A 25675-nucleotide genomic window follows, 5' to 3' on the forward strand; every position below is an offset into this window, starting at 1 on the left:
CGGATCTAGCGCCGGGCGATCGCCTCGGCCCGGTCGGCACGGCGCGAGGCTTCGCCGGCGGTGTCGGCGGGTCGCTCGTACAGGCGGGTGACGATCGAGGCCGCCTCGCCCGCTCCGGTCGCACCGCGGAGCGCCCGTCCGGCACCTGCTTCGCTGGTGGTCAGCTCGTGCTGGATGAAACCGAGCTGCTCGGAGAAGGTCGAGCCCTGGATCGAGTGTCCGGCCCAGGCGGCGAAAGCAGCCTGTCGCGGGCCTTCCCATTGTGCCAGGCCATAACCTGGCCCGCCGCCATGCTGCCGGATGCCTGCCTCCATATTGCTCTCGGCATCGAGGTTGGCGACGATGCCGATGGCCTGGTTGCGGCTCCAGCCCTGACCCTGGAAATAGCTGACGGCCTGGTCGATGCGACCCTGATGGCCGGCGGCAGCCGGACCAACGGGTGCGGTGCCGCCGGTGGACGGGGTGCCCGCGGCGGGCGCGGTGACGCTGGCCGGGGCGCGCAGGATGACGCCGCCATTGTCGACCGCCCAGCTGAGATTGCCGTGGCTGATCTGCTGGCTGCCGTCGGCGTTGCGATTGTTGGAGCCGATATACTGGCCGGGGCCCGACACCATGACGGTGTGCGAGATGCCGTGGCTCTGAATGATGACGACGTCGCCGGGACGCGCGTTGCTGGCGCTGACCGGGGTCCAGCCCTGGTTGCGCAGCGTCGTGTTGAGCGTCGCCACCGAATCGGTGTGAAGGTTGGCCGGCAACTGCCCGGCCTCGGTCAGCACTGCCGAGACGAAGTTGGCGCAGCACACGTCGGACGGCACGTTGGGGTCCATCGGCAAATTGTCGTTGCGGTTGACCTTCAACGACGAGGCGTTCTGACCGAGGTATTTCTCGGCGACCGCGGCGGCATTGCTGCTGCCCGCGCCGGGACCCGGCGTGGTCGGAGCAGTGCCACCGCCGCCGGACACAGACGCCTTGCCGTCGAGGCGAAGCGTCTGGCCGGTGACGATCAGGTTGGGATTGGCGAGATGGTTGGACCGCGCCAGGGCATTGGTGTCGAGACCGTAGCGGGCAGCGATGCCCGACAGCGTATCGCCGCGCTGGACAGTATAACTGGCCGGAGCACCCCCGTCCCCCGACGGGATGCTGACATGCTGGCCGGGACGAATGAGGTCCGGGTGCAGGATGTTCGGGTTGGCTTTCTCCAGCGCGGCGAGCGATACCCCGTGCGACGCGGCGATGCCGCTCAGCGTGTCACCGGGCTTGACGATATAGCCGCGTCCACCATCGCTGGGGGCGGCCTGGGTCTGGTTCTGGACGGCACTGACGGCAGTCATCACAAGCTCCACTTCTCATGTGGAGGTTAGCGATGCGAGACGTGGGCCGTCTCTAGTCGGAACGACTAGGTCAGTCTGTTTCCACCGCGATGTCCGCGACGTTCAGCCCGCGGGCGTTCATGCGGTCACGCAAGTCGTCCAGCCCGCTGCCGAGGTCGGCGCCGCGATGGCCGACGGAGACGGTGACCCGCAGGCTGCCGTCGTCGAGCCTTAGCAACGTCGCGCCGGTGGCCGGCCACGCCTCGTCGCCGAAGCTGACGCGGACTTCGCGGGCGGTCTTGTTCTGCTCGCGGGTCCAGATGTTCGTCAACATGTCGGCGAAGACGCTCGGATCGACATGCGCGGCAACGGGCTGCGGCGCCTGCATCGCGCCGGCCCCCGACAGCGGCGACTGGCCGAGCAACTGGGTCGACAGCGCACTGTCGTCTCGCCGCGTCTCGCTGAGCGAATCCTGGCCCTCGCCCTTTCCATAGCCGAGCGACTTCACGGTGGTCATCGTCGGCGCGGGCAGCGGCTTGCCATCGGGGCCGAGGCGCAACGGCTTGCCGTCCTTGGCGGTCGGCATGCCCTTTGGGCCGCCCATCGGCAATTGCCCGCGGCGGGCGGCGGCGGTGAACTCGTCGGCCAGCGCCTTGGCGTCGGGGTGCGGCGTCGAGCCGGGTGTGCGGGAGACCTCGCGGGTCGGGGTCGGGTTGGAGGTGCGCTGGGGCGCGCTGACCGGACCGATGCTCATGCTGCGCTCCGCATTGCGGCGGCTCCTTCTTCGGTTTCGATGGTGGCGCGTTCCTCGTCGGCGCGGACGACGGTGCGCAACAGCGTGTCGGATCGCCCGGTCATCGCGTCGAGGCGGGCGCGCGCCTTGCGGACGGTCGCGCGCGCGGTAATGACCAGGTCCTCGGCGGCACGGCGGGCAAGCTCGGCCTCGTCCGCAGCAGAGATGGCGGCGGTCTCGCGCTCGGCGGCGACGGCGATGCGAGCTAGCCCGGTGGCGGCGTCCGCGGGGGCCTCGACCAGCGCAGCGCGGGTCTCGACATGATGCGCGGCCGCGGCCTCGCGGCGGGCGATGGCGCGGGTGACAGCGGCGTCGGCAAGGTCCAACGCCCCGGTCGCCTCGCCAAGGTCGCGCAGGGCACGCTCGAAGGCGATGTCGCGCAGGCGCACCAGCTGGCGGGCGCGGGACAGGTCGGCCCGGCTCATCCGGCGACAGCCCGCAGCATCGCAGTGGTAGCGGCGAAATCGGCAGCGTCGTCTGACTCCTGCCGGAGCAGCGCGTCGATCTCGGGCTTGGCAGCTAGCGCGGCGTCGGCCAGGGGGTCGCTGCCCGGCTTGTACTCGCCGACCTGAACGAGGAACTCGATCTCGGCGTATTTCGCCAGCAGGGCGCGGACGCGGGTCGCAGCGGCCCGGTGTTCCGGGCTCGCGATGCGGGTAAACAAGCGGCTCAGGCTGGCGAGCACGTCGACGGCGGGATAGTGGCCGGCGCTGCCGAGCTTGCGCGACAGCACGACATGGCCGTCGAGGATCGAGCGCACCTCCTCGCCGATCGGGTCGCCGCCCTCCTCGTCCTCCAGCAGCACGGTGTAGATCGCGGTGATCGAGCCGGTGGCGTCGGTGCCGGCGCGCTCGAACAGGCGGGGCAGCTCGGCGAACACCGAGGGCGGGAAGCCGCGGCGCACGGCAGGCTCCCCGGCGGCCAGCCCGATCTCACGCAGGGCGCGGGCGAAGCGGGTGACCGAGTCCACCAGCAGCAGCACGCGCTTGCCCTGCGCGCGGAAGCCTTCGGCGATGGCGGTAGCGTGGTGGGCGGCGCGGACCCGCTCCATCGCCGAGCGGTCGGAGGTGGCGCAGACGACGACCGAGCGCGCCAGGCCGTCGGGACCGAGGGCGTCCTCGATGAACTCGCGGACCTCGCGGCCACGCTCGCCGATCAGCGCGATGACGATGACATCGGCCGAGGCGTGGCGCGCCAGCATGCCCATCAGGGTCGACTTGCCACCACCAGCCGCCGCGAACACACCCATGCGTTGGCCGAGGCCGAGGGTAAGCAGTCCGTCTATGACACGGATGCCGGTCGGCAGCGCGGCGTCGATGGTGGCGCGCTGCATCGGCGGCGGCGCGGCGGCGTAGAGCGGCTGCTCGACCATACCGCGAGGCAGCGGCGGACCGTCGTCAATCGGGCGACCGCGGCCGTCGAGGACGCGACCGAGAAGCGCGTCGCCGAACGCGATTACCGCCTGGGTCTCGCGGACGATGACCTCGGCACCGGCCGACAGTCCGCGGAGTTCGCCCAATGGCGTCAGGATCGCTGCCTCGCCCGCCAGCCCGACGACCTCGGCGGCGACCGACAGCCCGGTCGAGGGCTCGATCAACTCGCAGGTCTGGCCGATGCGCGCCTCGATGCCGGTGACGCGGATGGTGGTGCCGAGCGCCGAGACGACGCGGCCGCGATGCTCGATCGTGACCGAGCGCTGGAGTTCGGCGAGAAGCCGTTCGGTGGTGTCAGCCTGCATCGGCGAGGCTCCAGGCACGCTCAACCGCGGCGATCTGGACGTCCAGCCCGGCGTGGCTGATCCCCAGCGGCGTCTCGATTATGCAGTCGTTGTCGCCTAGCGCACCGTCGCCGAGAACGGTCAGGCCCGCAAATCCGGTCAAGCGGGCGCTGGTCGCGGCGACCGCGGCAGTAGGTACGCGCACGGTAGCGACGGTCTCGGGCAGCAGATCGGCGGCGGCGCGCTCGGCCAGGGCGGCAACGGTGTCGACCGGGCCGATGCCGCCGGCGATGCGCCGCACTACCTCCAGCGCCAGCCTCGACACGTCACTCCGCGCGATCGCCCGGTCGGCGGCGGCACGCGCGGTCAGGTCGAGCAAATGCGCGCGCGCCTCTGCCGCCGCAGCTTCGCGCCCCGCGGCCAATCCTGTCGCAGTACCGGCAGCCTCAGCCTTGACCCGCACCGCCTCCGCACTCGCCGCCACCGCATCACCGATCGCATCGGCGCGGAGCAGCGCCTCGTTGGCGGAGCGCAGGATACCAAGGTCGGCGGCGGCGATCACCGGATCGTCACTGGCCAGCGTCGCGGCGGCCCCGGCGTGGATCACGTACAAGGTCATCGCGCCAGCGCCAGTGCGGCTGCGGCGGTCGTGCGGTCCATGTCGCGCCCGGTGTCCGGCCCGGCGAAATCGCGCAACGCGGCCGGTGCGGCGGCACGGAGCAGCCCGCCCGCAACTGCCTCAAGCTCCTCCGCGCGAAACACCGGCAGCGTCATCGCCGCCCTTGGAGCCAGCGCCATCGCGCGGTCGACTTCATCCTCGCCCGCAACCTGCGCCAGCCCGCCCAGCCAGGCACCGTCGACCGAGGCCGCCAGCGCCGGCGCGATCGCTGCGAGCGCTGCGCGGTGACCGAGACGGCGGCGCTCCGGCGGCGGCAGCGTCAGCCACTCCGGCGCGTTTGCAACGTCCTCGAACCTTACCGAAGCGCGCACCTTGCCAGCCAGCGCTCGGCCCAGGGCAGCGGCGCGCGCGTCCTGCCCGTCACCCGCCAGCGCAGCGGCGATCGTCGCCAGCCGCGCGCGGTCGGCGGTGCTCATTCGGGAGTCCGCGGCACCAGCGCCCGGCGGCGCAACTGCCAGCGTCGAAATGTCGGCCAGCCGAGGAACAGCGCCAGTAGCAGCGCGATCGGCACCGCGAGCAGCTTGAGATTGGCCGCCATGCGCTCGCCACCCGAAGGCGCGACGGCGACCGGCAGCGGTTGCGCCGGGAACATCGCGACGGTGACATTCTCATAGGTCAGCCCTTCGACGGCGTTGACCATCAGCGACTTGATCTGCCCGACCTGCTTCTCCGGCGACGATCCGGGACGGTATTTGATGAACACCGAGGCCGACGACGGCTTGATCTTGTCGGACAGCGGATCGGCCTCCGGCATCGCCAGCTGAACGCGCGCCTGGACGACGCCATCGATCTGGCTGACCGTGTTCGACAACTCCTGGCTCAGTCCGAAGACCAGCCGGGCACGCTCCTCCAGCGGCGAGGAGACGAAGCCCTCCTTCTTGAACACCGTCCCTAGCGACGCGAACTCGTCGCGCGGATAGCCTTGCGCCTTCAAGGTCTGGACGGCGCGGGCGAAATCCTCCTGCGAGGTCGAGATCGAGAATCCCGCTTCGCCGGCACTGTCCTTCTCCGCCGAAATCCCGGCGTTCTGAAGGATCGCGACCATCTCATTGGCCTGCGTTTCCGTAAGCTTGCCGTAAAGCTCCGACCGCCCGCAGGCGGCCAGACTCAACAGCAGCGCGCCGACCACCGACCAGCGGCGCAACTGCACCTTCATGCCAACCCCCGGCATCTTATCCTCAGGATTGCTGGCGGAAGAGCTGCTGGACGCCGTCGGACGTTCGATTGGCGATGTTCGAGGTCAACTGGCAGTGGAACATGAACTCCTGGCAGCGCACCGTCAGCTGGACGATCTCTCCGGGTGTCATGGTGCCATCCGAGGCTTGGGCGGTCTTGGCATAGTCGGACACCGACCTAGCCTCGCCGTTGACCTTCTCCAGCTGGTTGAACATTGCCTTCATGGCCGGGCTGACCTCCAGGGTTGCGCCGATGCCCTGCACCGCGCCGGCAATCTGCGGCGCGTTTGCGGCATTTGCCCCAGCGGCATGCATCGAACCCGAGAAACTGGTGACGTCGGACACGCCGGCGCCAAAGCCCGCCTGCACGGTCTGGATATTGGTCTCCGGCGGCGCGACGGCCGCCGCGACTGCTTCGATCGACATAGGCTACTCCCTGTAGTGCAACGACGAGCGAGGCTGTCGGATCAGCCCTTGCGCGCCATCGTCTCCAAGGCCTTGCCGACCGAGTCGAGCGACGAAGACGACGAGTTCGACAGGAAGCCCATCCGCATCGACTCTGCGGTCAGCTTGGTGATTTCAGACGGGGACTCACCGCCGGAACCAAGGTTGTCGGACATCGTGCTGATGGTGTTCGCCTGGTTGTCGAGCGTCTGGCCCCATGCCGTTGCCATCGCCTCGTACCAGCTCTCGCCGCCCGCGCCCTTCTCGCGCTGGGTCGTCATCGGTGAGCCCGCGAGGGCCTGAAGCTGTGCCGTCGTGTTGGTCGTACCGGTGATCGAATCAGCCATCGTACATCTCCTAAGCGACTGTATCTTCAAAACAACAGTATCAGAATTTCAGCTTAACCTGGTGTCCGTTACGCTCTAATACGACGGTTTGTTCCGCTATCGCGACGAGCCGGTGTCCTGACGGCAGTATCGCGCCGGGAAAGTAACGAGCCCCGTCGACGGTGACGATATAGGCGGGGTCGCCGCCGACGACGGACGCGACGCGTTTGGTCGCGTCTTGCAGCGTCTTGACCTCGTCCGGGGCCGACATGCCCTGATCCTCGGCAAACACCAGCTGCTTCAAACCGGGCACGTCGCGGCGGATAAAGCCCTCGATGCGCTTGCGGCCATCGGCGTCCATCGGCGCGGTGGTCAGTTCGACGACGCCTGAGCGTAGTGCCCGGGTGCGCGCCTCAACCCCGTTCATACGGGCGACGTCGGCGGTCGAGCGCGCCAGTTCATCGCCGGTCTCGACCGACATGGTGGCGCGCAGCGCCTTTGCCTCGATCAGCGACTGGACGCGCTGGCGGTCGTTGTCTGTCGGAACGTAGCCGCCGACCAGGATGGTGTCGTCGGGGCCGTCCTTGACCGTGACGGTCGAATAGCCGGATGCAATCAGGGCGCGCTGGGTGCGTTCCGCCGCGGTGCCGCCGATGTGCAGCGCGTCGATCGCCGGCCCGGCGGCGATGACGATGAGGATCGCCAGCACGATGCCAATGATGGCGCGTGGATTGAGCGCACGGCCGAGCCGCCCGCCGCTGCTGTCGCGCAGGCTGGCACGCCAGCCATCGGCGAGCGAGTTGGCGGCGAGGACAGGCTCGCCCTCCTCCGACGGATTTGGCCGGGTGCTGTCGACGATCGAAGTGGCGTCGGTCCAGCGCGCCGACCCGGGATTGCCATAGGCGAAGGCGACATCGCCGATCGCCACCGGCACATAGGCCGGCAGCACCGCCTGGTCGCCGCTGCGCAGCGTCGAGCCGAGCAACAGCGCCGAGCCGTCGAGCACGGTCAGCCGCGCCACGCCGTCGTCGCCGGTCTCGATCTCGACGGCGCAACCCTTGGCCGAGGCGTCGCGAACAACGACGTCGTGCCAATATTCATAGCCGATCGAGGCGCGACCGCTGGCCGGCAACGCCGCCTCCGACCCGGCGCGCGTGCCGTTGAGGACACGCACCACGAGCGACCTTGCATCGGACGCGCTCGCGGGGATCTTGCCGTCGCTGACGACGGCGGGCGGCTTGGTCTCGCCCAGGCCTGGTGGAGATTCGCTGTCGGCCATGCCAGCCGCCTCAGCGCGGTGCCATCGGCGGCAGGGTCGGCACGACGGTCACCTGTGTCGCAGCGCGCGAGCCGAGCGTCACCAGCCGCGGCGTGATCAGGAACAGCCGCTCGGTCCGGGCGCGGGTCTTCTGCTGCTTCTTGAACAGATTGCCGAGCAGCGGGATGTCGCCGAGCAGCGGCACCTTGTTGACGTCGTTTGTATCGGTGTCCGCGGTCAGGCCGCCGAGCAAGAGGCTCTCGCCCTCAAGGATCAGCGCCTGGGTGTTGACGCTGGCACGGTCAACGATCGGGATCGAATCGACGACATCGCCCGACAGGCTGCCGTCCTCGATGCCGACCAGCACCCGGATGCGGGTCTGGCCCTGGTCGCGGAACACCGAAGGATTTACCCGCAACGTCGTGCCCGCGGTGACGTTGAACAGGTCGACGTTCTGGCGGCCGGCGACGCGAACGTAGAAGGTGCGCGTCCGATCGAACACCGCCTCCATGTTGGACATGGTCATGACCTGCGGGCGCGACACGACACGGGCAGCGCCTTTCTGCTCCAGCGCGTTAATCCGCGACAGGAACTCGCGGCCCGGCCCGATCACCGTGGAAAGTGCGAGGCCGGCAGCGGTCGGCGCGATATCCTGCCCCTGCTGGCGGCGCGACACGCCGAAATTGGGCGTCAGCGCGAGATCGGTGGCGTTGCCCTGGCCGAACAGGGCGCCGAAGCCGCCCGAGCCGAAGCGGAAGTCGATGCCGAGCTGGCGCAGCTTGGTGGTGTTGATGTCGATGATCGTCGCCTCGATCTCGACGAGCTGCGGCTCGACGTCGATCGCCTTGATCAGCCCTTCATAGGCGGCCATGCGGCTGGGCGCGTCGCGGACGATGATCGCGTTCATCGTCGGGTTGGCCTCGATCCGCACGACATCGGTGGTCGAGGCCGGGACCGGGCCGTCACTGTCGCCCAAATATTGCTGCGGCTGCTGCTGGACGCTGCCGACCGGCGGCAGGCCGAGGATCGACGACTGGGTATCGTCGGCCGGAACGCCGGCCAGCCCGGTGCCGCCGACACGCTGCGCCGACTGACGGATCGGGCGCGAGCCATAGCTGGTCGCGCCATAAGCCGCGCGGTCGCGGGGATCGAGCACCAGCCCGCGTAGGATCGTCGCAACGCCAGGAATGCGGACCTCGCGCCCACCCGCCGATACCGACGTGTCCTCGGCGCGGGCGTAACGCAGGTAGAAGACGCGGAATTCCAGCGGCACGGTGCGCGGCTCGACGGCGGCGGCACTGTTGTAGCTCGGCAATCCCTGACCCGGCACGACGCTGCGCGCCAGTTCGGTGATCTGCTCGATGAAGCGCGGCGTGCCGGTGGCGACGACACTGTTGGCCCCGCCACCGCGGATAAAATTGCGGTCGCCGACGATGCCGAGGCCGGCGACGGCGCGGACCAGTCGCGGGCCACCGTTAGGGCCGGTATCGATGGTTTTGGAGCTGAGTTCCGACGAGGCGTAGACGTAGACTGCGCTGCCGTCGAAATAGCTGACCAGGTTGAAGGCGCGGGAAACGTCGCGCAGCACCTTGTCGCCGGGGCCGTTGAAGACGCCGTTGACTGTGCCGGTCAGCGCCGGCGAGGTCACCACGGTCTGCCCGGCCTGGTTGAACAGGTCCTTCAGGAACACCGCGATCGGCTCGTCGCGAGCGGTGATCGAGACGGCGGGCAGTCCTGACGGCACGGGTGCGGCGACGGACGGTCCCGTAGTCGCGAGCAGGACGCAGCTGGTGGCTGCGAGCATCTGGTTACGCAATGGAAATCTCCCTTTGTCGCGCTGCATCATTCTGCGGCTAGCGCGCCCGAATTGCCGAGTTGCCTGACGGGCACCCGGATCTGGCCGACGACCTCGAGCTTGATCGTTGGCGTGAGTTCGTTGAAGGCGAGCACCGGCAGGTCGAACAGGTCGGGCTCGATCAGCTTGCGCAGCGCCCGGCGGATGTCGAAGCCGGTCAGCAACACGCTCGCCCCGGTCGAGTGGAAGGCGTCCTGGATCGACGCCACCAGGTCACGCGCCTGGTCGGGCTCGAACGCCAGCCGCTCGACGCCGTCGACGGTGCGTACCGAGCCGCGGATCATGTCCTCCAGCTCCGACGACACGACCAGCGCCTTGAGCAGCCCGTCGCTGGCATAGGCGCTGATCAGGTAGCGCTTGAGGGTGACGCGGGTGATGTCGGCGATGCGCGCCGGCTCGCGCTCCTGCGCCCCGGCCTCGGCAATGCCCTCCAGCACGTCGCGCATGCTGCGCAGCGGGACCTCCTCCTCGAGCAGGCGGCGCAACACCTCGGCGATCCGCGTCGTCGGGACGGTGCGGACGGCTTCCTTGACGACCTCGGGATAGTCGTTGCCGACCTTGTTGAGGATCGCGGTCGCCTCCTGCACGCCCATGAACATCGACAGGTGCCGGCGTAGCGTGTCGCGGACGGTGGCGACCAGTGCCGCCGCGCCCTCGTCGCCGGCCTCGAACTCGCCGCGACCGATGGCGGTCTCGAACGCGAGCAGGGTCCAGCGTCGCTCCTCGCCAGCGGTTTCGAAGTGGAGCTGCATCCCCGGCAAAGGTACGCCAACGCGGTATTGCAGCGTGTCGAGCATCGCAGTCAGCGCGACGTTGATCGACGCCGCCTCCACAGCAGTCTGCGGCATCTGCAGCTGGAGGAGCAGCGGCACCACCGGCTTCGGCTCGGCAGGCGCTGCGAGCAAAGTCGCGGGCGCCGGCGTCGGGCCGCGCTGGATTTGCGCCTGCAACGGCGCGACGAAGCGGTCGAAGCGAGGCTTCATGCGAGGGTGGGTCGCGGCGCCGGCGATCATCAGCGCGCCGCCCAGCCCGATGAACACAGGCGCCGGGAAGCCGGGCACGAAGGCCATCAAAATCGCGATGCCGCCGACGAAGACCAGCACGCGCGGGTTTGCCGCGAGTTGGAAGCGGATCGCCTCGCCGAGGTGCTGCGAGCGCTCCTCGTCGGTCGAGCGCGTCACCAGCAGACCCGCCGCCATCGCCGCGAGCAGCGCCGGGATCTGCGCGACCAGGCCCTCGCCGATGGTCAGGATCGAATAGGTGTGCGCCGCATGGCCGAAATCGAGGCCGCGCTGGAAGACGCCGATGGTGATGCCGCCGATCAGGTTGATGACGACGATGACGATCGAGGCGATGGCGTCGCCCTTGACGAATTTCATCGCGCCGTCGAGCGACCCGTGCAGCTTCGACTCGAGCTCCAGCGTCCGGCGGCGGCGGCGCGCCTCGTCCTTGTCGATCAGGCCGGAGCGCAGGTCGGAGTCGATCGACAACTGTTTGCCGGGCATCGAATCGAGCGAAAAGCGCGCCGCGACCTCGGCAACGCGCTCGGCACCCTTGGCGATGACGATGAACTGGACGACGACGATGATGATGTAGACGACGATGCCGACGACCAGATTGCCGCCCGCCACCATCGTGCCGAACGCCGTGATGATCTTGCCGGCGTGGGCGTTGAGCAGGATCATTCGCGTCGTACTGACCGATAGCGCCAGCCGGAACAGCGTCGTCACCAGCAGGATCGACGGGAACGCACTGAAGTCCAGCGGCGTGCGGACGTACAGCGTGGTCAGCAGGAGCAGCACGCCGAAGGTGATGTTGAACGCCACCAGCGTGTCGATCAGCCAGTACGGCAGCGGCAGGATCATCAGCGCGATGATCGACACCACGCCCGCGACCAGTATGACGTCGGCAAAGCGGCTGGCGATCGACGAGCGCGCGCCCGGGACGCCGATGTTGAGGAAGCGTTCGGCGCTCATCGCCCGCCCCGCGCGCTGCGGTAGCGCGACATGATGGTGGAGACGTAGTTGCGCGTCTCGGCATAGGGCACGGCACGGCCGTAACGCTGCACCGCACCCGGCCCGGCGTTATAGGCGGCGAGCACGGCGGGCACGTCGTTGCCGAAGCGGCCCTGCAATTGCTTGAGGTACGAGGCGCCGGTCGACAGGCTGAGCTCCTGGTCGGTCAGCATCATTCGCGGGTCGCGGACGCCGAGGCTCCGGGCGGTGTTGGGCATGACCTGCATCAGGCCAAGCGCGCCTTTCGAGGAGATTGCGCCGGGCCGATAGGCGGACTCCTTTGCGACGATGGCATGGAGCAGCAGCGGGTCGATTCGGTAGCGTTGCGAGACTCGGACGATAGTGTCGCCGCCGGCCGAGCCCCGGCGCGGGCGGGCGTAGCGCGACGCCCGTCTGGCGGGGACGCTGTAGCGGATACCGACGCTGCGCGGGGTGTCGACAAATGCGGTGGCGGGTGCCTGAACAGCGCCCTCGGTCGCCGCACCGCAGGACAGCGCCGCCTCGCTAAACTTTGCCGAAATTGCCCCGGCGGAGAGCCCCGCGCAGGCCGCCAGCACAGGCGCCGGACTCAGCCCGACAAGGACGCAGGCGCCCAGCGCACAATAGATCGAGACGCCCCGCAACTGCACATCGGCTCCACAAGAATTATTCGGAACGAACCTATAACGACTTTGTTAGTTCCACAGTATCGACGCCTCATTGACTGGTTATAAGGTAGGCTCCGTGAATAATTTATGTCAAACAGCGCCTTGCAGCTATTCGAAACTTCCGCTCAGCGCCTTCTCTCGCTAGTCTAATATCAAAAGGGGGTGATCGCACCGAACGTCGTGCGTACCGATCGGGTACATCGTGCGAGAAAACCTGGTTGAGGGGCGGACATGGCCGAAAAGAATGACGGCGGCGACAAGACCGAAGCACCGACCCAAAAGCGCATCTCCGATGCGCGTAAAAAGGGTGACGTTGTCAAGTCAAAAGACCTGACTTCGGTGGCGGGATTGTTCGCCTGGCTACTGCTGACGACCTTCGGCGCGGGCTTTGCCGGTGACCGGCTGGCGGCGCTATTCAACACCAGTTTCGATGCCGTGGCACGCGGCCTGCCGTTCGCCCAGGCGTGGTCCGACATCGGCTTCGCAGCGTTCTGGCTATTCGTCCTGCTCACCGCAGTAACGATGATTCCTGCGGCGCTGGTCGGCCTGTTTGCCGAGTTCATGCAGACCGGCGCGATCTTCACTTTCGAGAAAATGACACCGTCACTCGACAAGCTTAATCCGATCGAGGGGCTGAAGAAGATGTTCAGCATGGACAATGTCGTCGAGCTGGCAAAGACCGTCGCCAAGGCGTTGTTGATGCTGCTGATCACCTTCCTCGTGCTGCGCGCTTCGCTGCCCGAGATCGTCGCGGGGCTGCCGACCGGCGCGATGCCGACGATGCAGGGTGTCGGACGGGCTGCGGCGTCGGAAGCGCTGCGCGAAACCGGCACGCTGACGGCGCGCATGCTGATGTGGACGCTGGCGGCCTTCGTCGGCGTCGCTATCGTCGATATCAGCTGGCAGAAGCACAGCTATACCAAGAAGTTGCGGATGAGCCTGCGCGACATCCGCGACGAGGTGAAGGAGAATGAGGGCGATCCCTACATTCGCCAGCAGCGCAAGGCGATGCATCAGGAATACGCCAACCAGAACGCGGTCGGTGCCGCCCGCACCGCCAACGTGCTGGTCGTCAATCCGACCCACCTGGCGATTGCACTCGACTATGATCCGGAGACCTGCCCGGTGCCGATCGTCGCCGCCAAGGGCGAAGGCCCGCTGGCCCAGGCGATGCGCGAGGCGGCCGAGTCGGCGGGCGTGCCGATCATCCGCAACATCGACGTGGCGCGCGCGCTGTTCGAGCGCGGCGTCATCAACGACCTAGTGCCGCGCGACATGTTCGAGGCGATCGCCGAAATCATCCTCTGGGCCCGCAAGGAACGCGACGCGATGATCGAGCGCCGTAAATGAGCGAGACCGGTACCGCTGCGCTCGGCAGCATCCTCGCCACCGTCCTCGCCCTGGCCTTCGTACTCGGGCTGGCGTGGGGCGCGATCAAACTGCTGAAACTATGGCAGGATCGCAGCATCAGCGGCGCCAGCACCGGCCCCGCCGGCACCGACCGGGCACTGCGCTTCCTGCGCGCCCTCCCGGTCGGCACGCGCGAGCGGGTGATGCTGATCGAGGCCGAGGGCGAGCGCCTGCTGATCGGGGTGACGCCCGGCGGCATCACGCTGCTGGCGCGCTGGCCCGAAACCGCTGTGCCACCGGTGGAGCTGCCATGAGCCATGCCGCCCTCGCCATGCGACTGCCGCGGATCGAGCCGCGACTGGCCGCGCTGCAGACCCGCCTGCTGGCCGCGATCGACGGTGCGCCCGCCGGCTCGCTGGCGCTGCACGCCCGGCTGGCGGACGCCGACGCAGCCGCCGCGATCCGCTTCAGCACACCCGGCGGCGACATCGAGGTCGCGCCGCTGCTGGTCGAGGGCGGCGTGCCGATGCTGCACGGCGACGACGGCAAGCCCGATGCGGTCTCGGCACTGGCGACGCTCGCCGGGCTGGAGCCGCTGATCGCGGCGGTCGAGCGCTGCCTTGGTGTTGCGCTCCGCCCCAGCGGCATCGGTCGCGCCGAGTTGCCCCTGCGCCTCCACGTCGAAGCGCGCGACGCGACCGGCGTCATCCATCACGCCGTCGTCCTCGGCTTCGACGAAAGCGCCGGCTTCAGCCCGCCGCCACAGCCCGCCCGCTTCGACGCGTCGATCGGACGGCTGGTCACCGGCTTCAGCTTCCTCGGCGCCGGCCCGACCCTCGCCCGCCACCGGATCGAGGCGCTCGCGGTCGGTGACCTCGTCCTGATCGGCGGGCGCGAACTCGCCGGCGCGGTCGAAACCGCCGGTCAGCGATGGCCCGCGCGCCTCGCCCCCGCCACTGCAACCATAACGATAAACCAAGGGACGCCCCGAGTGAGTGATGCACCAGACGCCAACCTCGACCCAGACCTGCGGCTCGCGCTGAGCCTGCGCATCGACGGCGGCAGCGTCAGCCTTGCCGACCTGGCGCGGCTGACGCCGGGCAGCGTCCTGCCGCTCGGCATCGCCGGCGCCGCCATGCCGGTGACGCTGGAGATCGGCGGCGCGGCGGTGGCGACGGGCGAGCTGGTCGCGGTCGGCGAGGCGTACGGCGTGCTGATCACCGGTCGCACCGGCACGGTCGGCTAGGTCATGGATCTTTCGACCTTTACCCCCGGCTCGGCGCTTGCGGTCGTCGTCGCGCTGGCGTTGGCACCGTTCTTCGCAGTGATGGTGACCTCGTTCACCAAGATCGTCGTGGTGCTCAGCCTGTTGCGCAATGCGCTGGGGCTGCAGCAGGTGCCGCCGAACATCGTCCTCAATGGCTTGGCGCTGGTCCTGACGCTGTACGTGATGCAGCCCGTCGGCGCGCGCATGGCGGAGGCGGTCGGCGGTCCCAACGGCCTGACCGGAGTGACATCGAGCACCACCAACATGATGGAATCGGTCAATCTGGCGAAGGAGCCGCTGCGCGAGTTCCTGCTCAAGCACAGCCGACCCAACGAGCGCGCCTTCTTCCTGCGCACCGCCCAGCGCGTCGACCCGGCCCGCTCGATCGAGATGAGCGACCGCGACTTCGTCATCGCCGTGCCCGCCTTCGTCGTCAACGAGCTGTCGGTGGCCTTCCAGATCGGCTTCTTGATCTTCCTGCCGTTCCTGGTCATCGACTTGGTGATCTCCAACATCCTGCTGGCGATGGGCATGATGATGCTGTCGCCGACGACGATCTCCTTGCCGTTCAAGCTGTTGCTGTTCGTGCTGGTCGATGGCTGGGTCAAGCTCGCCCATGGCCTGGTGCTGAGCTACACATGATCGGCGCAGATGTCGTTTCCCTGACCATCGATGCGCTGTGGCTGGTGCTGATCCTGTCGGCGCCACCGATCATCGCCGCGTCGATCGTCGGCTTGCTGGTCGCCATCGTCCAGGCCGCGACCCAGCTGCAGGAGCAGACGCTTCAATATACGCTGAAATTCATCGCCATCGTCATCACCATCTTCCTGACCGCGTCGCTGCTCGCTGGGTCGCTGTACCGCTTCACCGACCGCGTGTTCACCGAGTTCCCGGCGATGGTTCGGCGCTAGCAACATGGGCGGGATGGCCTTCGGACCCTGGGCGGATCAGGTGCTGCTGCTCGGCATCGCCTCGACGCGGATCGCGCTGGCGTTCGCGCTGCTGCCGCTGTTCTCGACCGAGACGATCCCGGCGCTGGTCCGCAATTCGATCCTGTTCTCGCTCGGGCTGGTGTCGCTCGCGCTCCAGCCCAAGATGGATCTCCACGATTTCACCGCGCTCAGCTGGATCGCGCTGTACGCCAAGGAGGCATTCGTCGGGCTGGTCATCGGCTTCTTCTTCGGCGCGGTGCTGTGGGCGCTGGAGGCGGCGGGCCAGATCATCGACGCCAAGGTCGGCGCGACGATGGCGCAGGTCGTCGATCCGCTGTCGGGCCACCAGACCTCGCTCAACGGCGCCTTCCTAGGGCGGCTGGCGAACCTGGTCTTCATCTTTTCCGGCGGTCTGTCGCTGCTCGTCGGGGTGATCCTCGAGAGCTATGCGGTGTGGCCGATCGCTGCCAGCTTCCCGCGCCTCGCGCCGGCCGGGCTGGGGCTGTTCGAGGCGGAGTTTGGGCGGCTGATGGTGCTGGCGACACTGATGTCGGCGCCGATCCTCGCGGTGCTGTTCGTCATCGACATCGGGCTTGGGCTGGTCAACCGCTTCGCCCAGCAGCTCAACGTTTTCCAGCTGTCGCTGTCGATCAAGTCGTTCGTCGCCACCGCGATGATCCTGCTGATGCTGACCGGCTTCGTCCAGGCGGTGATCAACGACGTTCTGAGCCGGCCGGCGGCGCTGCGGGCGCTGCTCGCCGGGCTGCATTGAGCGGGATCGCGCCCGAGGATCCGCGCCTCGCCGCCATCGCGGCGTTACTCAAGGCGTCGGACGCGGTCGCCGGACCATCCGCGCCGCCGGTGACGCTGGGCGAGCATATCGTCGAGGCGGCGCGCGTTCCGGCCCGCCACCGCGCCACCCTGCTCAAGCTGACCCCTGCCGAGCTGACCTGCGTCCGTTTCCTTGGCTGGGGCCGCGCCAATCCAGACATCGCGACGCTGCTGCTGATCAGCGAGAACACCGTGCGGGTTCACCTTTCGAACGTCTGCCGCAAGCTCGAACTCGACGGCATGCGCGAGCTGGCGGCGCTGGCGGGCCTGTTGTTCTACCCATCGGACTAGTCGTTTCGACTATGCCGACTAATCGGATCGCTGATCGAAGGACGCCGTTGTAGCCGGTAGTTAGTCATCGTCGGTCGGACACAGGAGGGTAGCCTCGCTGACCCCCGGCCGGACAGGTTTTTCAAGGGAGTTTGGACATGTCATTCGGTATCGGCAGCTTCAATCCAATGCAGATGGTTTCCCAGGCTGCACTGGCCATGGCGACGGGCGGCACCAGCCTGATCGCCCAGGTGGCGTTGCAGCTTGCGACGCAAGTCGGCAAGGAAATCCTCCAGCAGGTCGGCCAGCAGCTCGGCGTGCCGCAGCCGATGATCGACGCGGCGCAGGGCGGACTGGACATCGCGGCCGGCAACCCGGCTGGTGCGGCCCAGGAATATTCGCAGGCTGCGCAGGGCTCGGCGTCGTTGATCGCCGATGCCGGTGAGCTGTTCCGCCAGTCGCCCGCCCAGATCGGCGGCGCCCAGCGCGACGTCCAGTCGGCGGTCGAGGACTTCATCCAGAACCAGATCCTGCAGGGCGCGCAGCAGGGCTCGGACGAGGACGGGAACGTCCGCGGCATCGGCGCCAAGGGCTCCAGCAAGGGCAGCTGGCTCATGGTCCTCGCCGAGGCGCTGGGTCGCCAGGCGAACGCGGCGGCGGACGAGCTGGCCTCCAAGTCGAACTCGCTCGACTGGAAGGATCCCAAGCAGTCGTCCGACTTCCAGGCTCTTACGCAGCAGTTCAACATGCTGATGAGCGCCATCACCAACGCGATCAAGTCGGTCGGCGAAGGCCTGACGACGGCAGCGCGCAAGGGCTAAAACTGCATCTCATGCGTTTGGAGGGCGGGTGCCATGCGCCCGCCCTGTCGGCGTTCGGGGTGGCAAGGTCGAGACGAGGAGACTGACAGTGAAGGCGTTCGCAATCGGACTGATCGCATCGATGATCGTACCGGTCGCCGCATCGGCGCAGAACATGGACGCGTCACCGATGATGCAGTCGGCGATCATCCAGGGCGCGACCAATTCCAACATCATCCGCGGGATGTACGACGGCGGCGCGCATGTCGGCACCTCGGGCATCTACGTCGGTCGTCCTGGCTCGCGCGGCGCGCGCAATATCGGCGCGGCGGGACCGGCCAGACCGCTAGCAGGCCAGCTCGGCGGACAGGTTGGTGGCCCGATCGCGGTCTTCGACCGTCCCGCCTCGCCCGCCGCCGCTAACATCGCCATGCCCTATCGCCCGACCCCCGCTCTGCGCCGGGCGGCACAGCAAGGCTATGTCACCCGCGCGGCGCGGACTGCGCCCGAGGCGGCACGTCAGATGGAGCAGCAGTTCGCTAGGGTCGACTATGCCAAGGCGTATCGCAGCCTGATCAGCGGCACCGGGCTGCGCGAGAACGACGTCGCGGATGCCGTCGCTGCCTATACGTCGCTCGGCTGGATGATCGCCAACAACTCACTGGGTGATCCAAATCCGCGCGCCATCCAGTCGGTCCGCGCCCAGGTTGCGCAAAGCCTGTCGACTAATCCGCAGTTCGACGATCCCGCCACGCGCGGTGCCCTGGCCGAGGAGATGAAGCTGCTGTTCGTCACGCTACACGCCGGCTGGCAGTCGGCGCAGAAGGAAGGCAACCTTCGCCCGTTCAGCGACAGCGTTGCAGCGATGTTCGCCAAGCAGACCGGCAACGACCTGCGCGCCCTTCGCCTGACCGAGCGCGGCCTCGTCCGCGGCTAAGGCGGCGGACGATCCTGTGGCACGCGGCGCGCTGCTGCTGTAAACGCCGCCTCATATGCGACTCAGCTGCGCAACCGATGCCAGCGCTCGCACGAGGTTCGGAGTAGCGATGACGCGCATGTTGCCCTGGGCCATCGGCCTGTTCCTGAGTGCTGCAACTGGCCCGACGCTGGCCGCCGGCGCAGTGCAAACGCTGATCGGCGCGGTCAGACCGGTGCAAGCCGGTGGAACGGTGACGATCGAGATCGTGTACCTAAACACCGGGGCGACAGCGCTGCAGTTCGAGGCTCCGGCGCGGCTGACGGCGGACCTAGCAGTGGGCGGGGCGCATTCGGCGATCACGCTCGAGCGCGATGCCGGAGAGCTGCGCATCGCAATGCCCGCCGGTGGTTTCGCCCGCCAGCTCTACCGTGCCACATTGCCCGCGCGGGGATCGGGCGAAGGCGTGGTGTCGCTGCCCGATGGACCAAGCTTTGCGCTCGCCCTGCCCGCCACCGGCCAGCAAACCGCTGCCGCGTCAACCGCCCCGGCACCCACCGCGCCAGTCGTCGTGCAGCAGAGCCTCAGCTCTCCAAGCGGTGACACCGGCAACGCGTTCCTCGGCAGCCTGTCCGCCTACCAGCCGATCTATGCGGTCTATGGCCCCGGCACCAATACCGATGCCAAGATCCAGATCAGCTTTAAATACCAGTTGTTCGGACAGGGTGGCGCAATCGGGACCGGCCGCTCGCTGCTCGACGGCGTGCATTTCGCCTATACCCAGCGGCTTTACTGGGACCTCGGCGCCAAGTCGTCGCCTTTCCGCAACGTCGACTACAACCCCGAGCTGCTCTACATCGTCCCGGCGCCGGTCAAGCCGTCGGGACTTGCCATCGGTGGCCGCTTCGGCATCGCGCACGAGTCCAACGGGCGCGACGGCGATGCGTCGCGAAGCGCCAACACCATTTATGTGCAGCCCGTCGCGACCTTGCCGGTCGGGAGCTACCGCATGTCCGTCGGCCCCCGGCTATGGACCTATTTCGGCGACCTCAGCGACAACCCCGACATCAGGCGCTACCGCGGCAACACCGGCCTGTTCCTCGAGATCGGCCAGGACGATGGCCTGAGGGTCACCACCAACAGCCGCCTCAACTTCGGCAGCGGCAAGGGCGCGATCGATGTCAGCGCGTCCTACCCGCTCAACCGGCTGATCGCCTCCAACCTCAACCTCTATCTGTTCGGGCAGGCGTTCACTGGCTACGGCGAGAACCTGCTCGACTATGACAAGCATCAGACCCGCGTTCGCTTCGGTCTTGGCTTCGTCCGCTGACGCCCCGTCCGCTGTGCCTCAATAGTTGAGGTCGAGGCTCATCAGCCCACCCTGAGCCGCGATCCATACGATGCCGGCAAGCGCCATGGCGACGATGACGGCCCGCGCCTTGACGCCCCAGCCGTTGCCGAAGCGCGCTATCGTAACGGCGTTCCAGATACCGATGATCGCCGCGACGATCGGCACGATCGCGGCAATCTGCATCAGCCGGATCACGCCGTCCATGCCGTCGTTATACGCGTCGAGGGTGTTCGACAGGATCGGCGCCACGATCGCGTACCAGCCGCCGAGATAGACCAGGTCGGCAAGCGCCGCGATGCGCGTCAGCCGACGCGTCGTGACCGCGCGCCCGGTGACCGAGGGCGCGGCTGGGCGGGTCCGCCGCAACCAGGCTGCGACCGGCCAGAACAGCACGGTCAGCAAGACCAGCAGGACCGACAGGCCACCGATCCACAGGTTGAGGTCGGCGTTCCGGGCGAACGATACCGGCTGCAGGACGCCGACCGGGTTGGTGCTGTCAAGTATCTGGCGGTCGCTGCCGGTACCGGTGACGAGGAGCTCGCGGACGCCGCCGGCCTCGCGCCACAGGTTCGGCGCTATCTCGCGGAAGCGCTTGCCCTCGATCGACGCCAGGCTGATCGATCCGTCGCCGTTGTCGATGACCTTCTCCTGCTGGATCAGGTAAAACAGGCTGATGAAGCCGTGCTCGACCCGGCGCGAGCTTTCATAGCGACCGGCGAGCGCTGCGGCATGCGCGGCGGCACCGGCGACCAGCGGCGCGTCCTTGACCGGCGGTACCGGGAAGTAGCGGTCCATGAACAGGTCGAACAGTCGCGACCGCGCGCCGTAGACGGCATCCCTCTCGCCGCGGCTGTTGAAGCTGACGAAGATGCCGAGATTTTGATCGGGCACCAGATTCATGTCGGTGTGGAAGACGATGGTGTCGCCGCCGTGGCCCAGCACCAGATGGCCGTTGCGCGGACCATAGAAGAAGCCGTGCGCCAACGTATCGAAGCCGGGCCGGGGCGCAACCTCCGGCGTGTGCATCAGGCGAGAGGTCTCGGGCTTGAGGATCTGGCCCTCGCCGAAGCGACCGTCCTGAAGATTGGCGATCATGAAGTTCGCCATGTCCGCCCCGGTCGCGGCGACGCTGCCGGCCGGCGCCGTGGCGACGAGTTCGTACGGGACCGGCGGCTGGTCGTCCTGCCGATAACCCTTGGACATCAAGGGCACCAGCGCCGCCGGCAACGGCTGGACGAAGGTCGTGTGCTGCATCTGCAAGGGCGTCAGGATGTGACGCTCGATGTAGGACTCGAACGGCTCGCCGGAGACACGCTCGACGATATAGCCGGCCAGTGCGGCACCATAGTTGGAATAGGCCGGCATAGCGCCGACAGGGAACATCGCCGGACGGCCGTTCTCTTTGAGGAACCGCTCGGTCGACTTGAAACGCTTGGGGTCGGTGTCGAGAACGTTCTTCAGGCCCTCCTCGAAGCCACCGCGATGGGTCATCAGATCGTCCATCGTCACCGGCCGCGCGGTCTTGGTGACGATCTTGAAGTCGAGGTATTTGTTGACGTCGGCACCCAGGTCGATCTTGCCCGCCTCGACCTGCTGCATCACCGCGGTCCAGGTCAGCAGCTTCGACGTCGAGCCGATCCTCATCAGGGTGCGGTCGGGGTCCATCGGCGTCTTGGCCGCGACATCGGCGTAGCCATAGCCCTTCTTGAACAGGATCTTGCCGTCCTTGACGATCACCACCTGCGCGCCGGCGATCTTGCCCTGCTGCAGGGTTCCCGGAAAATAGCCGTCGAGCCAGGCACCGACGTCGCTGGCGGTCAACGCCGGTGGGCCGGACACCGGCGAAGCGGCCGCCGCGGTATCGGCGGGCAGCGCCGGGGACGGCAGCACCTTAGCCGCAGCAGGCGTACCAGGCGCGGGCTTCTCCGCAGCGCCCGGAAGCGCGATCAGCACGCATGCCAGCGCTGCCGCCAGCCGCCAGTTTCCGGTCATCGGCTTGTTCTCCATGCGGACAGGCAGCTCAGCAAAGTCACTTCACCGACGCCGGTTCGAACGACAGGTCGGCGTAGTCGAAGCTGAAATCGGCGATCGGCGATACCGGCCTGGCGGTGATCCGCGAGACCTTGCCATCGGCGTCGAGGTTGAAGGTCAGATAAGCCGGCTCGATCGCGGGATCGTCGAAGCGTGTGACGAAGGTATCGTACTGGTAATGCTCCAGCCGCCCGGTCATCCCCGGCGTCGGGTCGAAGCTCACCGTCAGGCCCCTGTCACCCGATCCGACCGTCACCGGTCCGTACCACGGATCGACATAGCGCCCTGCATAGCGCGCGAGGTCGAGCGAAGGGCCGACCTTGGCAGGTGTCGCGGCCTTCAGGTTCACGGCGGCCAGCGCGGTTGCGGTGCGCTGACTGCGATAGGTAGCATAGCGCGTCGGCCAGTCCTGCTTCGGCAGCCCGAGGTAATGGTCGAGCAGCTCGTACATCAGGCCAAAGCGCGGCGCGGCCTCCTCGCTGTTGAGCTCTATGGAGAATCCGATCTTCTTGTCCGGGATCAGCACGACGATGGAGGTCGAGCCGTATAGGCCGCCGGCGTGCCAAACGATCCGCGTGCCATGATAATCCTGCACGTCCCAGCCCAGTGCATAGGCCGAGAAGGACGGCTGGGTGGCGGCGATCAGTGTCGGCAGGTCGGCGATCGGCATCGGTGTCACCGGCGCCCACATCGCCTTCGCCTGTGTCTCGCTATACAGCCGCTTGCCGCCAGGGACGGCGCCGCTGTCCAGTTGCACCTGCAGCCAGCGTGCCATGTCGTTGGCGCTGGCCGCAACCAGCCCGGCCGGTGCCGACGACTGGGGCAGATGGTCCTGCTCGTTTATCAGCCGCTGAGGACCGGTGCCGCGCACCGCGCCGCCGAAGCGGGCGTGAGGTTGGGCGCGGTTGGGATTGGCGAAGACCTGTTCGAAGGTCGTCGTCGCATGCGTCATGCCGGCCGCGGCGAAGACGTGCTGTTGGACATAGTCCTCCCAGCTTTGCCCGCTGATCGCCTCGATGACCTGCCCGGCGACGATGTAGAGGACGTTGTCATAAGCATAGCCGCTGCGAAAACTGGTCGCGGGCTTGATGTAGCGCAGGCGGCGGACGATCTCGGCGCGCGAATAGCTGCCGCGCGGAATGTACAGCAGGTCGCCGGCACCCATCCCCAGTCCGCTGCGGTGGACGAGCAGGTCGCGCACCGTCATCTCGCGCGTCACCCAGGCGTCGTACATCTGGAAGCCGGGCAGATGATCGACGACCTTGTCGTCCCAGCCCAGCTTGCCGGCATCGACGAGCGTCGCCAGCGCCGCGCTGGTCATTGCCTTGGCGGTCGAGCCGATCATGAAGATGGTGTCGGCGTCGACCTTCTCCGGCGCGCCGAGCTTGCGGACGCCATAGCCATTGGCGAGCACGACCTTGCCGTCCTCGACGATGGCGACGGCGACGGCGGGGCTGCCCGATGCAGCGCGCACCGCCTCGATCCGGGCGTCGATGCCGGCAGGCGGGCTGGCCCACGCAGGACTTGCAAGCGCGAGCAGCGGCAGGACCATCAGGCGGTTCATTCAGGTCTCCGGAACCGGCTGCGGCGCGCGGCGCAACGCCACCACGACCAGCAGCGGGACGACGTAGATCAGGATCAGCGCCCAGGCGAGCGCGCGGTACCCCGAGGCGATCAAGGTAACCAGCCCGACCCGCTCGGCGATCAGCATGCAGGGCACCAGCAGCGCCAGTGCCGCCAGCGCGCGCACCAGTGGGCTGAGCGTGATCCGCCGGGCGCGGGCGACGCGCTCGTTGATCGCATGGACCGCGCCGGTGCCGCTCTCGAGCAGCGCGGCGAAGATCATCGCCTGGAACATCAGGTGAAAGACCGGGTGGCCGAGGCGGACGAGGATATAGTCGGAGGGCAGCACCGAGGCCGCGATCTCGGGCAGGAAGGCAGTCATCGCGACGAAGAACAGCAACGCCGGCAGCATCGCCAGCGGTCCAGCGACCAGCCCGGCGACCACCGCATCGCGGCCGCTGCGGAAGTGGCGCGTCACCGGCAGGACGATCACCGCGCCGATGACGTTGTACCCGGCATAGGTCAGCCCGCCCAGTGCCCAGTCGCCCGACGGCAGCGTCGCGAAGGCGGTACCGATGCGGTCACCCACCCCGGCCAGCGCGAGGCCGAAGAAGATCGCATAGGTCGCGTACAGCAGCCCGGACACCCAGACGAAGACGCGCTCGACGCTGGCGTTACCGAATGCGACGCAGGCGATGATGCCGAACATCAGCGCCAAGGTGCCGACGGCCGGCGGAAGCCCCAGGGTGGCGGCGGCGATCGCCCCGGCCGCGGCGCCGAACACCGCGAGGATCAGGACGACGAATACCGCATAGGCGAGTTCGAACGCCACCCAGGCGCGGCCAAGCAACGCCTGGAAGAAATGGCGGTAATCGCGCGCGCCGATCTTGTAGGCGAAGTGGAAGGTTGCCGCCGCGACGACCGCCCAGACGATCGTCGCGAGCAGCATCCCGGCCAGCCCGCCCCACGGGCCGGCGGGCAGGAAGAACTCTGCGATCTCGCGCCCCGTTGCATAACCGCCGCCGATGATCACCGCCTTGAATGCCAGTCCCGGCAGCAGGAAGCGTCGGAAGCGGTCGGCGGCGAGGCTCATGCCTGGCAGGCGTCGAGGAGCCGCTGGAAGGCGGGACCGCCCCGGATCGGGTCGGCGACCGGCAAGCCGAGGCGGGCGCTGGTCGCGGCGATCAATTGCTCTGCCTCGTCCTCGGTCATGCCGGCCGTGTTCAGGCTGATGCCGACGCAGCGGATGGCCGGGTTGGTCAACTGGCCAAGCAGCACCGTGCGCTCGATCACCGTCTCGATCGACGGCAATGGATAGCCGGGGAAGCCCAGCACCGCCTCGCGTCCCGGCTGGTGGCAGACGACGAACAGGTCGGGCTGGCTGCCGTGCAGCAGCGCCAGCGATACCGGTGCATAGGCGGGGTGGTACAGCGAACCCTGGCCCTCGATGACGTCGAGGTGATCGGCATCTGCATCGGGGCTGAGCAGTTCCGCCGCGCCGCTGGCAAAGTCGGCGACGACGGCGTCCAACGCGATGCCCTGCCCGGCGATCATGATCCCGGTTTGCCCGCTGGCCCTGAAGGTCGCGTCGACGCCGCGTTCGACCAGTCCGCGGGCAATGGCAAGGGCGGTGTATTTCTTGCCGAGCGCGCAGTCGGTGCCGACGGTCAGCAGGCGGCGGCCGGTGCGCTTGCGGCCGTTCGCCACCGGCAGGCTGGGCGGCGGCACGCGCAGGTCGATCAGCCGGCGTCCGCGGCGCGCTGCCAGTTCCCGCAGCGGCGTGATGCTGGTCAGCAGGACATGCATCCCGGCGACCAGGTCAAGTCCGGCGTCGAGCGCGGCGATCAGCTCGGGCATCCATGACACCGGGATCGCCCCGCCCGGGCTGGCGACACCGATAATCATCGAGCGCGCGCCCTGGGCCGCTGCCTCGGCCGGCGTCAGCCGCGGCAGGCCGGTGCTGACCGTGGCGGCCGGCAAGGACCACTCACCGAGGCAGCGGTCGCCCGCCCAGTCACGTAACCCGAAGGCAGTCTTGGCATAGCCCGGCTCGACCGTATCGCCCAGGAACAGCAGGTACGGCGACGGCAACGCGTGGATCGCGCCCACGCCGGTCTCGCGCTCCGGCAATGCTTGGCTGGCCAC

At 68.0% G+C, this 25675-nt stretch carries 27 protein-coding genes; 10 read left to right on the forward strand and 17 right to left on the reverse strand.

Annotated features, from left to right (window positions below; genetic code table 11):
• Nucleotides 1-5: 5 nt before the first annotated feature.
• The 13 genes from ACOFKW_RS01560 to ACOFKW_RS01620 form a co-directional block, all read right to left on the reverse strand.
• Complete coding sequence (locus ACOFKW_RS01560; RefSeq protein WP_419815596.1) at nucleotides 6-1331, reverse strand: phage tail tip lysozyme; 1326 nt, start codon at nucleotides 1329-1331, stop codon at nucleotides 6-8.
• A 70-nt stretch (nucleotides 1332-1401) separates the two neighbouring features.
• Entirely contained in the window at nucleotides 1402-2064 is a 663-nt protein-coding gene (locus tag ACOFKW_RS01565; protein WP_419815597.1) for a hypothetical protein, read from the reverse strand.
• Complete coding sequence (locus tag ACOFKW_RS01570; RefSeq protein WP_419815598.1) at nucleotides 2061-2528, reverse strand: hypothetical protein; 468 nt, start codon at nucleotides 2526-2528, stop codon at nucleotides 2061-2063. The genes ACOFKW_RS01565 and ACOFKW_RS01570 overlap by 4 nt, the downstream gene beginning before the upstream one ends.
• Nucleotides 2525-3841: a FliI/YscN family ATPase gene (locus ACOFKW_RS01575; protein WP_419815599.1), complete on the reverse strand. Its 1317-nt coding sequence runs from the start codon at nucleotides 3839-3841 to the stop codon at nucleotides 2525-2527. Before ACOFKW_RS01575 ends, ACOFKW_RS01570 begins: the two co-directional genes overlap by 4 nt.
• Nucleotides 3831-4439, reverse strand: coding sequence for a hypothetical protein (locus ACOFKW_RS01580; protein ID WP_419815600.1), 609 nt, complete (start codon nucleotides 4437-4439; stop codon nucleotides 3831-3833). Before ACOFKW_RS01580 ends, ACOFKW_RS01575 begins: the two co-directional genes overlap by 11 nt.
• Entirely contained in the window at nucleotides 4436-4915 is a 480-nt protein-coding gene (locus ACOFKW_RS01585) for a hypothetical protein (RefSeq protein ID WP_419815601.1), read from the reverse strand. Before ACOFKW_RS01585 ends, ACOFKW_RS01580 begins: the two co-directional genes overlap by 4 nt.
• A complete protein-coding gene (gene sctJ / locus ACOFKW_RS01590) occupies nucleotides 4912-5655 on the reverse strand; it encodes a type III secretion system inner membrane ring lipoprotein SctJ (RefSeq protein ID WP_419815602.1) in 744 nt (247 codons plus the stop codon). Before sctJ ends, ACOFKW_RS01585 begins: the two co-directional genes overlap by 4 nt.
• Nucleotides 5656-5677: 22 nt before the next feature.
• Complete coding sequence (locus ACOFKW_RS01595) at nucleotides 5678-6100, reverse strand: hypothetical protein (RefSeq protein WP_419815603.1); 423 nt, start codon at nucleotides 6098-6100, stop codon at nucleotides 5678-5680.
• A 41-nt stretch (nucleotides 6101-6141) separates the two neighbouring features.
• Nucleotides 6142-6465 carry a hypothetical protein gene (locus ACOFKW_RS01600; RefSeq protein ID WP_419815604.1) on the reverse strand — a complete coding sequence of 108 codons (324 nt, stop codon included), beginning with the start codon at nucleotides 6463-6465 and terminating at the stop codon, nucleotides 6142-6144.
• 40 nt (nucleotides 6466-6505) lie between these two features.
• Complete coding sequence (locus tag ACOFKW_RS01605; RefSeq protein WP_419815605.1) at nucleotides 6506-7723, reverse strand: SctD/MshK family protein; 1218 nt, start codon at nucleotides 7721-7723, stop codon at nucleotides 6506-6508.
• Nucleotides 7724-7733: 10 nt separating this feature from the next.
• On the reverse strand, nucleotides 7734-9518 hold the full coding sequence (gene sctC / locus ACOFKW_RS01610) for a type III secretion system outer membrane ring subunit SctC (RefSeq protein ID WP_419815606.1): 1785 nt from the start codon (nucleotides 9516-9518) through the stop codon (nucleotides 7734-7736).
• A 26-nt stretch (nucleotides 9519-9544) separates the two neighbouring features.
• Complete coding sequence (locus tag ACOFKW_RS01615) at nucleotides 9545-11533, reverse strand: FHIPEP family type III secretion protein (RefSeq protein WP_419815607.1); 1989 nt, start codon at nucleotides 11531-11533, stop codon at nucleotides 9545-9547.
• Nucleotides 11530-12201 carry a lytic transglycosylase domain-containing protein gene (locus ACOFKW_RS01620; protein WP_419815608.1) on the reverse strand — a complete coding sequence of 224 codons (672 nt, stop codon included), beginning with the start codon at nucleotides 12199-12201 and terminating at the stop codon, nucleotides 11530-11532. Before ACOFKW_RS01620 ends, ACOFKW_RS01615 begins: the two co-directional genes overlap by 4 nt.
• A 249-nt stretch (nucleotides 12202-12450) precedes the next feature.
• On the opposite strand from ACOFKW_RS01620, the gene ACOFKW_RS01625 reads away from it, so the two are divergent.
• The 10 genes from ACOFKW_RS01625 (at nucleotide 12451) to ACOFKW_RS01670 (ending at nucleotide 19915) form a co-directional block, all read left to right on the forward strand.
• Nucleotides 12451-13569 carry an EscU/YscU/HrcU family type III secretion system export apparatus switch protein gene (locus ACOFKW_RS01625; RefSeq protein ID WP_419815609.1) on the forward strand — a complete coding sequence of 373 codons (1119 nt, stop codon included), beginning with the start codon at nucleotides 12451-12453 and terminating at the stop codon, nucleotides 13567-13569.
• Nucleotides 13566-13883, forward strand: a complete 318-nt coding sequence (locus ACOFKW_RS01630; protein ID WP_419815610.1) for a FliO/MopB family protein — start codon at nucleotides 13566-13568, stop codon at nucleotides 13881-13883. The genes ACOFKW_RS01625 and ACOFKW_RS01630 overlap by 4 nt, the downstream gene beginning before the upstream one ends.
• Entirely contained in the window at nucleotides 13880-14815 is a 936-nt protein-coding gene (locus tag ACOFKW_RS01635) for a FliM/FliN family flagellar motor switch protein (protein WP_419815611.1), read from the forward strand. The genes ACOFKW_RS01630 and ACOFKW_RS01635 overlap by 4 nt, the downstream gene beginning before the upstream one ends.
• 3 nt (nucleotides 14816-14818) lie before the next feature.
• Complete coding sequence (sctR, locus tag ACOFKW_RS01640) at nucleotides 14819-15478, forward strand: type III secretion system export apparatus subunit SctR (RefSeq protein WP_419815612.1); 660 nt, start codon at nucleotides 14819-14821, stop codon at nucleotides 15476-15478.
• Nucleotides 15475-15747 carry a type III secretion system export apparatus subunit SctS gene (gene sctS / locus ACOFKW_RS01645; protein WP_419815613.1) on the forward strand — a complete coding sequence of 91 codons (273 nt, stop codon included), beginning with the start codon at nucleotides 15475-15477 and terminating at the stop codon, nucleotides 15745-15747. Before sctR ends, sctS begins: the two co-directional genes overlap by 4 nt.
• Before the next feature lie 13 nt (nucleotides 15748-15760).
• Nucleotides 15761-16540, forward strand: coding sequence for a type III secretion system export apparatus subunit SctT (gene sctT / locus ACOFKW_RS01650; protein WP_419815614.1), 780 nt, complete (start codon nucleotides 15761-15763; stop codon nucleotides 16538-16540).
• On the forward strand, nucleotides 16537-16890 hold the full coding sequence (locus ACOFKW_RS01655) for a helix-turn-helix domain-containing protein (protein ID WP_419815615.1): 354 nt from the start codon (nucleotides 16537-16539) through the stop codon (nucleotides 16888-16890). Before sctT ends, ACOFKW_RS01655 begins: the two co-directional genes overlap by 4 nt.
• A 137-nt stretch (nucleotides 16891-17027) precedes the next feature.
• Nucleotides 17028-17690, forward strand: a complete 663-nt coding sequence (locus ACOFKW_RS01660; RefSeq protein WP_419815616.1) for a hypothetical protein — start codon at nucleotides 17028-17030, stop codon at nucleotides 17688-17690.
• 88 nt (nucleotides 17691-17778) lie between these two features.
• On the forward strand, nucleotides 17779-18606 hold the full coding sequence (locus ACOFKW_RS01665; protein WP_419815617.1) for a DUF6683 family protein: 828 nt from the start codon (nucleotides 17779-17781) through the stop codon (nucleotides 18604-18606).
• 109 nt (nucleotides 18607-18715) lie between these two features.
• Nucleotides 18716-19915 (forward strand): phospholipase A, encoded by a 1200-nt coding sequence (locus ACOFKW_RS01670; RefSeq protein ID WP_419815618.1) that lies wholly within the window; start codon nucleotides 18716-18718, stop codon nucleotides 19913-19915.
• Nucleotides 19916-19933: 18 nt separating this feature from the next.
• On the opposite strand, the gene ACOFKW_RS01675 is transcribed toward ACOFKW_RS01670, so the two are convergent.
• From ACOFKW_RS01675 to ACOFKW_RS01690, 4 genes are read right to left on the reverse strand one after another with little or no spacing between them, the layout of a single operon-like run.
• A complete protein-coding gene (locus ACOFKW_RS01675) occupies nucleotides 19934-21928 on the reverse strand; it encodes a serine hydrolase domain-containing protein (RefSeq protein WP_419815619.1) in 1995 nt (664 codons plus the stop codon).
• 37 nt (nucleotides 21929-21965) lie between these two features.
• Entirely contained in the window at nucleotides 21966-23531 is a 1566-nt protein-coding gene (locus ACOFKW_RS01680) for a serine hydrolase (RefSeq protein ID WP_419815620.1), read from the reverse strand.
• Nucleotides 23532-24623 (reverse strand): hypothetical protein, encoded by a 1092-nt coding sequence (locus ACOFKW_RS01685; RefSeq protein ID WP_419815621.1) that lies wholly within the window; start codon nucleotides 24621-24623, stop codon nucleotides 23532-23534.
• Entirely contained in the window at nucleotides 24620-25675 is a 1056-nt protein-coding gene (locus tag ACOFKW_RS01690) for a DUF1611 domain-containing protein (protein WP_419815622.1), read from the reverse strand. The genes ACOFKW_RS01685 and ACOFKW_RS01690 overlap by 4 nt, the downstream gene beginning before the upstream one ends.

The organism is Glacieibacterium sp. (assembly GCF_965200405.1).
GTDB lineage: Bacteria > Pseudomonadota > Alphaproteobacteria > Sphingomonadales > Sphingomonadaceae > Glacieibacterium.